Annotated in this window: 14 protein-coding genes and 1 pseudogene; 6 read left to right on the top strand and 9 right to left on the bottom strand. The window is 55.6% G+C overall.

The genetic code is table 11. The features are described from left to right. Position 1 precedes the first annotated feature (1 nt). Genes nqrF through sthA form a run of 4 tightly spaced genes read left to right on the top strand, consistent with a single transcriptional unit; the run spans position 2 to position 3998 of the window. Positions 2–1228: an NADH:ubiquinone reductase (Na(+)-transporting) subunit F gene (gene nqrF / locus BM035_RS16450; protein ID WP_008175061.1), complete on the top strand. Its 1227-nt coding sequence runs from the start codon at positions 2–4 to the stop codon at positions 1226–1228. Positions 1229–1237: 9 nt separating this feature from the next. Next, positions 1238–2287 carry an FAD:protein FMN transferase gene (locus BM035_RS16445; protein WP_053112421.1) on the top strand — a complete coding sequence of 350 codons (1050 nt, stop codon included), beginning with the start codon at positions 1238–1240 and terminating at the stop codon, positions 2285–2287. A gap of 12 nt (positions 2288–2299) precedes the next feature. Further along, entirely contained in the window at positions 2300–2548 is a 249-nt protein-coding gene (gene nqrM, locus BM035_RS16440; protein WP_008175057.1) for a (Na+)-NQR maturation NqrM, read from the top strand. Positions 2549–2606: 58 nt separating this feature from the next. Further along, a complete protein-coding gene (gene sthA / locus BM035_RS16435; RefSeq protein WP_008175054.1) occupies positions 2607–3998 on the top strand; it encodes a Si-specific NAD(P)(+) transhydrogenase in 1392 nt (463 codons plus the stop codon). Positions 3999–4069: 71 nt separating this feature from the next. Here the strand turns inward: sthA and BM035_RS16430 are convergent, their stop codons facing one another. The 5 genes from BM035_RS16430 to dusA form a co-directional block, all read right to left on the bottom strand. Next, the gene (locus tag BM035_RS16430) at positions 4070–4864 is read right to left on the bottom strand and encodes a glycerophosphodiester phosphodiesterase (protein ID WP_008175052.1); all 795 of its coding nucleotides are present in this window, start codon (positions 4862–4864) and stop codon (positions 4070–4072) included. After that, a complete protein-coding gene (locus BM035_RS16425; protein ID WP_053112419.1) occupies positions 4861–5988 on the bottom strand; it encodes a 3-deoxy-7-phosphoheptulonate synthase in 1128 nt (375 codons plus the stop codon). Before BM035_RS16425 ends, BM035_RS16430 begins: the two co-directional genes overlap by 4 nt. Before the next feature lie 11 nt (positions 5989–5999). Next, the gene (locus BM035_RS16420) at positions 6000–6449 is read right to left on the bottom strand and encodes a tellurite resistance TerB family protein (RefSeq protein ID WP_014577563.1); all 450 of its coding nucleotides are present in this window, start codon (positions 6447–6449) and stop codon (positions 6000–6002) included. Positions 6450–6491: 42 nt separating this feature from the next. Continuing rightward, positions 6492–7457: a transaldolase gene (gene tal, locus BM035_RS16415; RefSeq protein ID WP_008175047.1), complete on the bottom strand. Its 966-nt coding sequence runs from the start codon at positions 7455–7457 to the stop codon at positions 6492–6494. A 127-nt stretch (positions 7458–7584) separates the two neighbouring features. Then, positions 7585–8643: a tRNA dihydrouridine(20/20a) synthase DusA gene (gene dusA, locus BM035_RS16410; protein ID WP_288366715.1), complete on the bottom strand. Its 1059-nt coding sequence runs from the start codon at positions 8641–8643 to the stop codon at positions 7585–7587. A 394-nt stretch (positions 8644–9037) separates the two neighbouring features. Here dusA and BM035_RS16405 point away from each other — a divergent pair, with 394 nt between their 5' ends. Then, positions 9038–10072, top strand: coding sequence for a tyrosine-type recombinase/integrase (locus tag BM035_RS16405; protein ID WP_175497410.1), 1035 nt, complete (start codon positions 9038–9040; stop codon positions 10070–10072). Between the two features lie 107 nt (positions 10073–10179). Continuing rightward, positions 10180–10440 (top strand): pyocin activator PrtN family protein, encoded by a 261-nt coding sequence (locus tag BM035_RS16400; RefSeq protein ID WP_092033224.1) that lies wholly within the window; start codon positions 10180–10182, stop codon positions 10438–10440. Between the two features lie 97 nt (positions 10441–10537). On the opposite strand, the gene BM035_RS22650 is transcribed toward BM035_RS16400, so the two are convergent. The 4 genes and pseudogenes from BM035_RS22650 to BM035_RS23290 all read right to left on the bottom strand — a co-directional run bounded on the left by BM035_RS22650 (position 10538) and on the right by BM035_RS23290 (position 13810). After that, positions 10538–10957, bottom strand: a complete 420-nt coding sequence (locus BM035_RS22650; protein WP_175497409.1) for a hypothetical protein — start codon at positions 10955–10957, stop codon at positions 10538–10540. 121 nt (positions 10958–11078) lie between these two features. Beyond that, a pseudogene (locus BM035_RS22995) lies at positions 11079–11183 on the bottom strand (acyl-CoA thioesterase); the annotation flags it as partial. Positions 11184–11216: 33 nt separating this feature from the next. Next, positions 11217–13004 carry a hypothetical protein gene (locus BM035_RS16390; RefSeq protein WP_092033221.1) on the bottom strand — a complete coding sequence of 596 codons (1788 nt, stop codon included), beginning with the start codon at positions 13002–13004 and terminating at the stop codon, positions 11217–11219. A gap of 431 nt (positions 13005–13435) precedes the next feature. Then, positions 13436–13810 (bottom strand): response regulator transcription factor, encoded by a 375-nt coding sequence (locus BM035_RS23290; protein WP_441295081.1) that lies wholly within the window; start codon positions 13808–13810, stop codon positions 13436–13438. Between the last annotated feature and the right edge of the window lie 382 nt (positions 13811–14192).

The raw sequence follows: 14192 nt of genomic DNA, 5'->3' as shown, positions 1-14192 counted from the left end.
CATGAATACAGAAATTATTCTCGGCGTGGTCATGTTCACCGTTATCGTTCTGGCCCTGGTCGCAGTGATTCTTGCGGCCCGGTCCAGGCTGGTAAGCACCGGTGATGTGACCATTGAGATCAACGATGATCCAGAACACACGCTGAAGACCGAAGCCGGCGGCAAGCTGCTCGGTACTCTGGCAAACAGTGGTATTTTCCTCTCCTCTGCCTGCGGTGGCGGCGGTACCTGCGCCCAGTGCAAGTGCAAGGTTCTGGAGGGCGGCGGTGCCATGCTGCCGACGGAAAAGACCCACTTCACCAATCGTGAAGAGAAAGAGGGCTGGCGCCTGTCCTGCCAGGTTCCTGTAAAACAGGACATGAAGGTGGAAGTGCCGGAAGAGTTCTTTGGCGTCAAGAAGTGGGAATGCGAGGTTGTCTCCAACCACAACGTCGCCACCTTCATCAAAGAGCTGGTGCTCAAGCTGCCGGAAGGCGAGGAAGTTGACTTCCGGGCCGGCGGTTACGTTCAGCTCGAGTGTCCTCCCTACGAGATCGACTTCAAGGATTTCGATATCGAGGAAGAGTTCCACGAAGACTGGGACAAGCACAACATCTGGCGCTACAAGGCGGTCAACAAGGAAGAGACCATCCGGGCCTATTCCATGGCAAACTATCCGGAAGAGAAGGGTGTTCTCAAGTTCAACATCCGTATCGCCACGCCGCCTCCGGGCACTGACCACAATCCGGGCATCATGTCGAGCTACGTGTTCAACCTGAAGCCGGGCGACAAGGTCACCGTTATGGGGCCGTTCGGTGAGTTCTTCGCCAAGAAGACCGATGCCGAAATGGTATTCATTGGTGGCGGTGCCGGTATGGCGCCTATGCGTTCCCACATCTTCGATCAGCTCAAGCGTCTGAACTCCAAGCGCAAGATCAGCTTCTGGTATGGCGCACGAAGTGTTCGCGAGATGTTCTATGTGGAAGATTTCGACGGGCTTCAGGAAGAAAACGACAACTTCGAGTGGCATGTCGCACTTTCCGATGCGTTGCCCGAGGACAATTGGCAGGGCCCGACCGGGTTTATTCATAACGTGTTGTATGAAAACTATCTGAAGGACCACCCGGCTCCGGAAGACTGTGAATACTACATGTGTGGGCCCCCCATCATGAACGCCTCCTGCATCAAGATGCTCAAGGATCTGGGTGTTGAGGATGAAAACATCATGCTGGATGACTTTGGAGGCTAAGCAGTTCTGATGACATTCAGCATGGTACGACCCGCCAGGGTGGCCCTGGCCAGCGCTTTTACAGCGCTGGCCTTTGCCGTTCTGGCGGGTTGTTCGTTTGAGCCAGAGGAAAAAATCTGGGAAATCTCCGGACCTGTCTTCGGCACCAGCTACCACATCAATGTCGTATTGACCGAGGATCAGGAGAGGCTTGAAACTCTGGCCAGCGGTATCGATGAGGTGCTCGAAGGGGTTGATGCGTCAATGTCGACCTGGCGCGAGGATTCGGAGCTGTCCCGTTTCAATCAACGATCCGATCAATCCGAGTGGGTTCCGGTGTCAGCGGACTTGCTCCGTGTTCTTCAGAAGGCTGAAGAGATCTCAACGATGACCGCTGGTGCCTTTGATGTGACCATCGGCCCGGTGGTAAATCTTTGGGGGTTCGGCCCCGAGGCGCGCCCGGAGCAGATTCCGTCAGAAGAATCTCTCTCCAGGGCTCTTGCCGCCACTGGCTTCGAGAAGCTCGAGCTGCGGGTCGATCCGCCCGCCGTGCGTGCGACACCACCGCAATATGTGGATCTGTCGGCTATCGCCAAGGGATACGGTGTAGATGCGGTTGCCCGTTTTCTTGAGAGCGAAGGCGTGGAGGCGTACCTGGTGGAGATTGGCGGAGAGGTTAGCGTCAATGGCCGTAAACCTGATGGCAGCACCTGGCGACTGGCCATAGAACAGCCGATGGCGGAAGGGCGCGCGGTAAACCGCGTGGTGGCGCTGGAATCACGTGCTATGGCAACATCAGGTGATTATCGTAATTATTACGAATCGGAAGGGCGTCGGTATTCCCATACAATAGATCCTGAAACGGGTGAGCCAATTGCTCACAAGCTGGCATCAGTAACCGTTATCGCGGACGATTGTATGACGGCAGATGCTCTGGCAACCGGTTTTAATGTGATGGGCTACGAGCGGGCAAATGAGCTCGCGGTAAGGGAAAATATCCCGGCCTATTTTATTGTCAGGACGGATGAAGGCTTCGAGACGCACCAGACGCCGGCCTTTTCGTCCTACGTGACTCAATGAGGGGAGGGCAACATGGGTACCTTTCTTTTGGTTCTTTTCATCGTGGTTTTGCTGGTTGCAGCCATGTCTATTGGCGTGATCCTCGGGCGCAAGCCCATCAGCGGAACCTGCGGCGGTATTGGCGCGCTTGGTATCAGCCAGTCCTGTGATATCTGCGGTGGTAATACCCAGAAGTGCGAAGAAGAAAACGAACGGTTGGCCAACGAGGGTAAAGAGCCCGAGGCTCTGGCTTACGACGCCAGCAAGGCCAGCAAGCACTGATCTGTTTTTGACAATTACAACCATCTTTTCACGACGTAGATAAGGAGTCACTGCGCGCATGGCAGAACATCATTACGACGTCGTCGTTATCGGCGCCGGTCCGTCCGGCGAAGGCGCGGCGATGAATGCGACGAAACACGGCAAACGTGTCGCGATCATCGAAGACAAGCCTACCGTTGGCGGGAACTGCACCCACTGGGGCACCATTCCTTCCAAGGCGCTGCGCCACTCCGTCAAACAGATCATTACGTTCAACACCAACCAGATGTTCCGGGATATCGGGGAGCCTCGCTGGTTCTCTTTCCCGCGAGTGCTTCAGAATGCCCAGAAGGTCATCGGCAAGCAGGTCAAGCTCCGGACGCAGTTCTACTCTCGCAATCGCGTGGATTTGATAAACGGCCGGGCCTTTTTTGTCGACCAGAACCGCATAGAAGTCCGGGGTAGCAAGTCCTCCGAGACGCTGCACTTCAAGCAGGCGATCATCGCCACCGGTTCCAGGCCCTACCTGCCACCCGATGTGGACTTCCGTCATCACCGTATCTATAACTCCGACACCATTCTGAACCTGTCTCACACGCCTCGCACACTGATTATTTATGGCGCTGGCGTCATAGGGTCAGAGTACGCCTCGATCTTTGCGGGCCTGGGTGTAAAAGTCGACCTGATCAACCCGGGTAGCCGGCTGTTGTCCTTCCTGGATGACGAGATCTCCGACGCCCTGAGTTACCACCTGCGGAATAATGGCGTTCTGGTTCGCCACAACGAGCAGTACGAGTCGGTTGTGGGCGACGACCACGGTGTGGTGTTGTCGCTTCAATCGGGCAAGAAAATCCGTGCGGATGCATTCCTGTGGTGCAATGGTCGCAGCGGGAACACCGAGAAGCTGGGCCTCGAAAATATCGGTCTGGAACCCAATGGCCGTGGGCAACTGGCCGTTGACGAGCACTATCGCACCGAAGTGGACAACATCTACGCGGCGGGCGACGTGATCGGCTGGCCAAGTCTGGCAAGCGCCGCTTATGACCAGGGCCGCTCTGCATCCTCGGATATTGTGGATGACGCATACTTCCGCTTTGTGTCGGATGTGCCGACCGGGATCTACACCATTCCGGAAATCAGTTCCGTTGGTAAAACCGAGCGCGAACTGACGGAAGCCAAGGTGCCCTACGAGGTTGGACAGGCGTTCTTCAAGGATCTTGCCCGTGCCCAGATTACCGGAGAAGCGGTAGGAATGCTGAAAATTCTGTTTCACCGGGAAACCCGTCAGATTCTGGGTATCCACTGTTTCGGTGACCAGGCGGCGGAAATCGTCCACATCGGCCAGGCGATCATGAATCAGGAAGGAGAGGCCAACTCCCTGAACTACTTCATCAATACCACGTTCAACTATCCGACCATGGCGGAAGCCTACCGTGTCGCGGCGTTGAACGGTCTGAACCGGATCTTTTAACGGGGCAGGCCACACCAGGGGTCAGAAGAAAGCCTACGACTGACCCCGGCTTAACCTTCCATATCCCGAATTCAGCCCGCTGACAGGGCCTCTTTACTGGCCGACACCCCGGCGTGACTCTGTGGCAATGACAGGGCTGACCTGGCCCTGTTGTCGAAGAATATGCGGGTGCTGGTGGGATAGTCAGTGATGATGCTGTCCACGCCCATTTCTTCCAGTTGCAACATGTCGTGAATCCGGTTCACCGTCCAGGTGGACACGTGCATGCCCTTTCGATGGGCTTTTTCAACCAGCGCTTTCGAGCAAAGCTTCCAGTTGATGCAGAGATACTCACAGCCGAGTTGGCCCGCAATGCTCAAGGGGCGCGGGAATTTGCGCTCTGCGACCAGGCCGATGCGGATGTTCTTGTTCCGCCGCCGGATCTGTTTCAGAAACCAGGTGTCGGAAGAGGTTATGGCCACCGTCTGATACAGATTGCGTCGCTGTATAACCTCTGTCAGGCGATTGCTGAGAATGTTCAGGCGCTGACGCGTGTCTTTTTTGACTTCCAGTTGCAGGTGTTCGAGGTCGTCGAACCGGTCCAGAAGGTCTTCCAGCGCGGGAATTCCCGTGGGTGTGGGCCAGGAGCTGGTGTTTCTTCGCGCATCCATGGCAGCCAGTTCGGCGGCCGTGTACTGACTGATACTGCCTTTCTGGCTGGTCGTGCGGTCAACCGAAAGATCGTGCACCAATACCGGCTTGCCGTCCTTTGACAATACGAGATCCAGTTCAAAATGCCGGATACCGTGCCGGTAAGCATGCGTAAATCCCGGAAGGGTGTTTTCGGGAGCTTCTCCCTTGGCGCCTCTGTGTCCGTAGACAATCATTCCGCTGCATCATCCTTCAGGCGTTGGTAAATGGCCTGGCGCTTCTTCCAGGTGTCGTGGCAAAGGCGTATGTCTTCGAGGTACGCCGGCAGCTCGTTCATCAGCAGGGCCTGGGGGCCGTCCACCAGGGCTCTTTCCGGCTTGGGGTGGAAATCCACGAGCACCATGTTGGCACCGGCGACGACGCCCTGGGCGGTCGCGTGCATGACATCAAGGATGCCGTCCGGAGACTGCTCGCGGCTGCCCACCGAATGGGAAGGATCCACACAGACTGGCATACGGGTAAGGCGCTTGACCGCCGGCACATGGGCGAAATCCACCATGTTCCGATGGGGCTGGCCGGCTTCGGTTTTCATGCCCCTCAGGCAGAAGATGACATTAGCGTTGCCTTCGCTGGCCAGATACTCGGCAGCGTTGAGGGATTCATTCAGGGTAATCCCGAACCCGCGTTTGAGCAGTACCGGATAGGTACTCTGGCGGCCAATGGCCTTGAGCAGCTCGAAGTTCTGGGTATTGCGGGTGCCCACCTGCAGCATTACACCGGTGGGACGGCCAAGCTTTTCGAGGCAGTTGTCGATTTCCTCAATGTGGCTCTCATGAGTGATCTCCATGGCGATAACCTTGATGCCGTGTTTCCCCGCCTTTTCAAACACCCAGGGGAGGCAGCCCTTGCCGTGGCCCTGGAATGAATAAGGGTTGGTGCGCGGCTTGTAGGCGCCCATTCGTGTGCAGACTTCCCCATGGCCTTCCAGGGCCTTCATCATCATGTCGACGTGTTCGGGCACATCAACCGCGCACAGCCCGGCAAAGATGTTCAGGTTGGATTGACTGAACTCGACACCGTTGTAGGTGAAGCCGCTTTGCCGTCGATCGTCCCGGTGGCGCCCAAGAATACGGTAGTCGTCCGAAATGCGTATGGCCCGTTCGACCGCAGGTAGGGCTTCGATCTCTTCCTTGTTCAGGGGCTTGGTGTCCCCGAGAAGATAGATTTCGGTCAGCCTCTGGGTGGCGCCCTGAACCTCATGAACCCGAACCGACACGTTCGGGAGATTCTCGAGGTAGTGCATGGTCTGTCGGTATTCTTCGCTGTCCAGAGCGGTATTCGGATGAAGAATCGCTAGCATGCTGTCTCCTTTTAAGAACCTGCGTCTTGCGCCCGGTGCCGCGCCTGCATGAACTCCCGATGATTAAGATGCAGCAGGTCTGCCATGCGGCGAATAAGGTGTTCTTCGTACTTGTCGATGCGGCCATCCGCAAAGGCCACGCGCCAGATACTTTCCAGCAGGGCCTGTTTTCCTTCCTGGTCCAGGTACTCGTTGATCTGGCCGGTAAATTCATAGAGCGACGTGGCATCGTCTGCGTGGCTAAGGGCGTCTTCCAGAATTTCCTCGGCTTCGGCCCGGGTTACCTGATGTGCTTTTACTGCGCCATCAACAATGGCCTGCAGTTCGCGCTCGTCTTCATCCTGGTCGACACGGGAAAGCTGAACCATCAATGCCGTGGCAGCCACTGCGAGCTGATGGTTATCGGGCTTCTCGCGTTCAGCTTCCGGTGCCGCAAACAATTTTTTCAGGCGCTCGATCATGATCGGACAGTCCCACTTCTGTGTTTGGTTTGAGGCGCCGCGTCAGGCCGCCCTGGCCAGCTGCCGGACCCGGTTCTCCAGTTCAATCTGGTCGGCTGTGAACCGGCGGATACCATCGGCCAGCTTCTCGGTAGCCATAGCGTCCTCGTTGGATTCCCAGCGGAACAGTTTCTCGTCGATGGTGCCAAACTGATCCGGTGAGCTGGCGGTGTCGGCGACCAGTCGACGCGGCAGATCGCCCAGGTCGTCCTGCAACTCCTGCAGCAGGGTAGGGCTTATGGTCAGGCGGTCACAGCCAGCCAGCATTTCAATTTCGCCGGTGTTCCGGAAACTGGCGCCCATCACCACCGTTTTAAAGCCGTTGGCCTTGTAGTAATTGTAGATACGGGATACCGAAAGCACCCCCGGATCCTCTGCAGCCGGGTAGCTGTCCCGGCCAGTGCTGGCCAGGTGCCAGTCCAGAATTCGACCAACAAAGGGCGAGATCAGGAATGCACCGGCCTGGGCACAGGCGGCGGCCTGAATGAAAGAAAACAGCAACGTCAGGTTGCAGTGAATGCCTTCTTTCTCCAGTTGCTCGGCCGCCCGGATGCCTTCCCAGGTAGAAGCAATCTTGATCAGTACGCGACTGGTGTCGACGCCCTGCTTGTCGTACAGCTCAACCAGGCGGCGGGCGCGCTCAAGCGTACCGGCGGTATCAAAGGACAAACGGGCATCCACCTCCGTCGAAACCACACCGGGAATCAGGTTCAGGATTTCTCGGCCGGCGAGTACGGCCAGCATATCAGTGGCCATGGTCAGCTGCTCGGCGTCTGAGCCGCCATGCCGCCGGGCTTCTGCCACAGCCTTGTCCAGCATCGGCCGGTAAGCGTCAGAAGCGGCAGCTTTGAGTAGCAGGGATGGATTAGTGGTGGCATCTTCCGGCCGCCACTTCGCAATGGCTTCGATATCGCCGGTATCCGCTACCACCGTGGTCATGGTCTTCAGTTGGTCGAGCTTGCTGGTCATTCGTCCTGTCGTCCCGGTTGATCTGTTATTGGTGCGCCCGAATCCCGGGCGCTGGCTATATGCCTACAATAACGGGCCGCTCTGACAGGAACAAGACAACAAAAGGTATGGTGGCAATTGCCTGCGATTAAGCTTCGGCAATCTCCGGCGCCGCCGGTTCACGAACCTTTTCCAGAGCGGTTTCGATCACTTCCAGGCCAGCACCGGATTTATGGGCGTTCTCGCTGATATAGCGACGGAACTGCCGACCGCCAGGTTGGCCGTGGAACAGGCCGAGAAGGTGCCTGGACATGTGAGTCAGGAATACGCCGCGCTCAAGTTCGCTCCCTATGAACGGAAGCATGGCCCGAAGTGCCTGATGCCGGGTTTCTACCGGCGCTGCCTCCCCGAAGAACTCCGGATCGACGCCTGCCAGCAGCCAGGGATTGTGGTACGCCTCCCGACCCAGCATCACGCCGTCGGTATGCCGGAGATGCTCGTGGCACTCATCGAAGGTCTTGATGCCGCCGTTGATGATGATTTCCAGGTGCGGGTATTTCGCTTTCAGCCGGTAGACCCAGTCGTATTTAAGCGGAGGGACTTCCCGGTTTTCCTTGGGGCTCAGGCCTTCAAGAATCGCGATCCGGGCGTGTACGATAAAGGTCCGGCAGCCAGCTTCCGACACTTTTTCCACGAATTCGCAGAGATCGTCCCAGGACTCCCGCCCATCAATACCGATTCGATGCTTCACGGTGACTGGCAGCTCGGTTGCTTCAATCATGGCGCGCACGCCCTCTGCCACCTTGTCCGGATGGCCCATCAGGCAGGCACCGATCATGTTGTTCTGAACACGATCGCTGGGGCAACCGACGTTCAGGTTAACCTCATCGAAGCCGTATTGCTGTGCCAGCCTGGCACAGTGGGCAAGTTCGCCGGCATCGCTGCCACCCAGCTGAAGGGCCAGTGGGTACTCGGCCTCATCGTGGCGCAGAAAGCGCGCGGTGTCGCCATGAATCAGTGCGCCGGTGGTGACCATCTCGGTGTAGAGCAGGGTATGCCGGCTAAGCTGGCGCGCCAGATAACGGTAGTGACTGGTGGTCCAGTCCATCATCGGGGCCACGCAGAAGCGGCGGGAGGGCTCAGACCCTGTGTTTGCAGGGGCTCCGGGGGTGTTTTGGCTCTGTTCCAAAGGTGCTGTTCTGCTCATTAATTGCTCAAATTTGGCTGTTTTTCTGACCACGGTGCTACAGAAGTGCTACGGCAAGTGGTTTGTAGCACCGCGATCTGGATTGATCACGAATTCCGGATCGGGACTCTCTTTAATGGCTTCCATATTTCGCGTCAATCCACTGGGCACGGGGCAATTCTATCAGGAAAGCTCCCCCGATGGTTTGGTGGTGAGGTTCTGATTGATAAGCGATATCCGAGCCTCTGATGTCGCCGAAATAGTTCGTTTGCCGTCACGAACGCCGATTTCCTGAAGGTATTCTGATGGCAATGGCGAGCGGTCACGCATTATCTTTTTTACAGGAGACACATCTCGCATGGCATCCATAACAACCCGAAAAAGGTCCGATGGTAGCAAAGCCTATCGGGCAGATGTGCGGGTCAAACGAAATGGCAAAGTCGTCTATCAGGAGAGCCGCACATTCGATCGAAAAACATTGGCACGAGACTGGAGTGCCAGACGGGAGCTGGAGCTACAAGAACCGGGTGCACTGCTTCGGATACAGCACAGGGGGGTAACTGTAGAGGACCTGATTGATCGGTATCTGGATGAATTCGGTCACAACTTCGGGAGGAGCAAAAGGCATCATTTGGAGTATTTGAGGACTTTTGATCTGGCCGAGAGGGACGCGATCGAGTTGACCGCTCAAGAAATTGTTGCTCACGTAATAGAACGCGCAAGACCGGATGCTAGCGGGCGGAGAGTGCAGCCCCAGACGATTAACAACGATCTGATTTGGCTCCGGTCGGTATTCAAAACCGCGCGTTCGGCCTGGGGCGTCCCCGCAGCGCTGGAATCGTTAAACGACGCCGCCGAAACATGCCGCCGGGAGCGCCTGGTTGGCAAATCGAAAACACGGGTTCGTCGACCCACTTTGATGGAGCTTGATAGCTTGCTGGATTACGCCGCCATACCCTCGGGCAAAAGATCCATTCCGATGACCGACATCATCTTGTTCGCCCTGTTCTCTTCTCGTCGCCAGGATGAAATTTGCCGGATCAAGTGGGCAGGCCTGGATCCGCGGAATCGAAGTGTCGTGGTCCCTGATATGAAAAACCCAATGGGTACCAAGGGCAACGATCGAATGGTTTACCTCACTGATGAGGCCTGGTCGATAATTCAGCGCCAGCCGCGAGATAACGATCGGATCTTCCCCTGTAACGCCAAATCCATCGGGACCCGTTTCCATGCATACTGCCAGTTTCTGGGGATCAGTGATTTACGTTTTCACGATCTTCGCCATGAGTGCATCAGTTGGCTGTTTGAGCGCGGCTGGGATATTCCCCGGGTCGCCTCTATTTCTGGCCACCAGAGTTGGGCAATGCTGCAGCGCTATACGCATCTCAGTCGACAGGAGCCCCACGATAAATTTTTGGGTTGGAACTGGCGGCCCGTTACCGAAGATTGAATGAGAACGTATCGTTGACTTATGTACGCAAAAAACACGGTTTAACGACACACGACGGACGGCGTGTCCCATATGCTTAAAGTGCGATGTATACAGAAGGAGGTTTTATGAGTCAGGTTTCAACCTTTTTTGCGCTTTTAGCGGAATACTCTGAATCTGAGGTGCCCCTGGCGGATGTATGCCAGAAATACTTTGGCTTATCGCCGGCCAAAGCAGCCGCCCGAGCCGGGCGTCATGCACTTCCTATCCCCGCGTGGCGCGGTGGCTCGCAGAAGTCGATCTGGTTGATCAGTTTGAAGGATCTGGCGGAGTTTATTGATAAACAGCGAGAGTTGGCCTGGCGCGAGTGGCGCCTGGTTAATTCCTGAAAGAGATATAGGACCTGAAAGCTGGGCTGATGCCCCCAGCTGTGAATGTTTGGCCGTCCTCTGATGTTATTGAATTGAACTGCTGAGAGTTTCGTGTTCAGAGATGATCATCCAGGATTGAATCCGGAGCGTCGTCGAAGGCAGATGACAAATGATCATGTGAGCCTGCCCCAAAGATATTCCCGCCTATATCCATGCCTGAAGTCCCTTCTCCAATCATTGGTAATCCGGTCGCGGGGTTGATCCAGGTTGAGTCTGTGCTTGAAATTTCCTCCAGTGCGGAATCGGAAAAGGGATCCGAGAGCTCCAGCCCGGTGTGGGAGATCTCGGAGTCAGTGAAGGAGGTAAAGTCTGTCAAACATGTGTTGTCGGCTTGTAGTCCAGTATCAGGCACCTGCCATGAGGCGCTGGTAGAGTTCGCGAGTATCAGTCCGAGTAAAGCGCCAAAAACACCGCCGGTGATGCCGAACTGACTGCCAATTGACGCTCCGAAAATCAGACATATAAGAGTTAACATTGTCTCTTCCCTTTTTCACCATGAGCTTCCAGCTTATCGCAGATTGTGAAACGTCCAAGCCAAGTGGGGCTGGTGCAATCATAGGCCAGGAGTGTTCACTGCTGTAGTAGCCCCATTTAACCCGGCCGGTGTAGTTCACGCTTGCCAGCAAGGTCAACAGCTCGCCCACCTGTATGGGTTGAAGAAACATCACCTGGTCGACGGACAGGGAACGACAGGCGCGCCCGTGCAGCGGTTGCCGTGGGCGTACCAACTTCCGCTAGTTATTCCAGAGGGGTTGATCCCTCCAGTTTTCGGTTCGGCCCATGCAGACCCAGTCCTTGTTGGGATTATCCACGCCGATCATGTTGTAAGCGTATCGGCCGGTGGCGTTACTGGTGGCCCATTTCACAGCTTCGCCACCTCGAATGCCACCGGTTCCACAGTCTGCACTGCCGTCAGATCGCTCGTTACATTTTTTCACCACGATACGGCGATCGCAGGCATTGCGATAGGTAGCAATTATCCGGCCTTCAGTCATCTGGCTCCATTCGGAGCCGACGACGAGGCAGTTGGGTGAGGGGGACCAGCATATATGCTGCTCGGTGTCATCAATCCTTGTTGCATTAACTGTGTTTGCAGGGGGTGTCTCCGGTGCGTCCTTGCTCTGAGCTGTGTTGCCCGCCACTTTCTCTGCCTCTGCCTCAGAAGGCTTGGGGGCGTCAAGGGAATCCATAGGCATGGGCTGAGGCAGAGTCGCGCTTGGCTGTTTGGGGTTTACGGTACTTGTCTGTGGCCTGTTGAACGCTTGAGCCTGAAGCCTGCGCACATTGGCTTCAGTTTGACGATTTTGGGCCTGCAGGGTTTGGTCTAGAGACTGCAGCCCTTGCACCAAGCCTCGCATTGCCTGTGCCTGTCGTGCATGGTCCGCTTTTCTTTGCTGATTTCGTTCACTCCAGTAGTCGCCTCCGTCATAGAGGGCTTGTGCCCTTTCGCCGGCGATCTGTATGTCTCGGACGACCTGATTAACGGTATCCAAGGCATCTTCGAGGGAAAAACGTTCTATGCCGTAAGTGCTGGCATAGAGTTTCGATTCTTGGTCAAGGTTTCTCTCATAGGCTGAGATGAGAGGGTTTGGATCATAGCTATTGACCAGTTCCGTCAGGCAGTTGGCACGAGTGACCGCGATGTCTCCCTGTTGATACCACTCGGCTGGTGGGTCGTAGGATCGAGCCATGTAGGGCAGAGAAGGACACTTCGCCCTCTTTACTTTGTCCGTCAGGGTTAGTTGGACGAAGGACTGGTAGACAAAGGTTCTATAGGCCTGGTTGGCAGCTTCCGCCGCCTTCTTACGATTGGCCTCGGCGACCTGGGCGCCGTGTGGCTCGCCAAAGTACTGAGTGTAGACGGACTCTGGATCTTCAAAAGCAGCCAGTGCAGACTCTCCGGCGAGGGTGTTGTCCTTTAGGCGTTGGACCCCGGGCACATCTGCCCAGGCTCTGCGATTGGAAAAGAACATGCGAATCGGTTTGACTGGACCTGAGGTTTCACGCCAGCTGGGTAGTTTGCGAAGGATGTTTTTTACCGCCGGTTGCCTGAAACTGGTGCCGATAAGCTTTGCGTAGTCAGATTCAGGTTTGTTTACGGCCAGGTAATGCTCGGCGTGCCAATGCCAGGGGCTCACGATGTATTTTCGGCCTTCAACGCCCACGACTGTCTCGCCGCCGGCAAAGCTGAAATCGCGCAAAATGAGATTCAGTTTGGCTTCTGTAAAGCTCACCGTAACTTCATAGGTGTCTCGGAGATTGGGCTCTACACCCTGATCACTCGCCGAAAATGCCACCTTATAAATGTAGTTGTCTTCGTTAAATCGTACCCGGACTTGCACGATTCCCAGGTCGGTGTTGTTGCCAAATACGCTGGTTGATGAGTCGGCAAGTACGATTTCGTTTGTTCCAAGAGGTTCATCTGCAACCGGCCAAATCAGTTCATGCGACTGAGGCGTGGTGGCGCAGGCGCTCAGAGCCAGTGAGGCAGCCAGCGCAAAAAGTCGTTTAACTATGTGCATGGTTTCACCTGGTTGTGGGGCCGCTACTGCGGCTTAGAAAGCGGATCGATATAATTATAGTGTTACTTGCTTTCATTTTTGCTGAAATTAAATGCCTCCAGCGATGAGCTTTTGGGATTCGCTATCAATAGGGCGGCAGATCATGTTTTACCAGCGAGGCCCGAAAAGGTGCCGCTGAGTCCCCGGGTACGATCTGGGTCAATCCTAGTTGTCCAGGCCTGAAGTGATCTGGCCGCAGAGTTGCCCTTTAATGTTGCCGTCGGTAAGGCCGGTACGGTTTGCAATTTCCTGAGGTGCGGCAAACACAGTACGGGGAATACGAGTCCAGTGAGTGGCAGTCCGGCACATGGGGCAGGGTCACTTCAACTGAAATGAACGTTCACGGTCGCCGGAATACGTATTTTTAGGTATACCCGAAATTGAAAACCCTGCTATTTGCGTATTCGGGAAACTAGGTCGAGGCAACTCGCTGCAAGGATCGCCTGTGCGCGATTTTGAACATTCAGCTTACGTAGTACAGCCGAAACGTGAGCTTTAACGGTGGTTTCCGCCAAGTGCAAATTGTACGCGATCTGTTTGTTGGACTCTCCAAGTGTCATTCTCTCTAGAACTGTCAGCTGTCGCTTCGTTAAAGATTGAAACTGGCTCGGATCAACCTCTGCTTCTGAGCCGGCCCGGACAGCACTACGGCCATTTCCACTTTCGAATTCGTCAGAGCCCGCACAAATGCAAATCTTGCCATCCAAAACCTGTCGAATGGCGTGGACAATTTCATCTCTTGATGCAGTTTTCGCCACGACCCCCATGGCCCCCCGACCGATCGCCTGAGACGTGATATACCTGTTTACTCTAACCGACATAACTAGTGCCCATCCAGAAACCCGCATTTTCAGCCAGTTTAGCTCACCTCCAGGAGTGGAGGCTGAGCTGCGTGCCTTCAAAAAAATGAAAGCAGCTAAATATTGGTAAATGTGATCATTATTTGATCGACTGGCTCGCGTTCAAGCCACGGGCGGGCACCGCACGACTGCTCATGCGCCCTGTTTACAGATGTTCAGTCGGAACCGGTCGGCTAATCCGGACCGAGTCGGGCCAACCGCACCAGGTTGTAGCTCAGAACTGAGGCCCAGACAAACGCTTTGAAACCATCGTGACCTTTCCACTTCGCTTTCGCGGCTCCGAAGGCCC

The sequence above is a fragment of the Marinobacter sp. DSM 26671 genome (assembly GCF_900112835.1).
GTDB lineage: Bacteria > Pseudomonadota > Gammaproteobacteria > Pseudomonadales > Oleiphilaceae > Marinobacter > Marinobacter flavimaris.
Note: the sequence above shows the minus strand (reverse complement) of the source record. Positions and strands in the feature narration are given on the sequence as shown.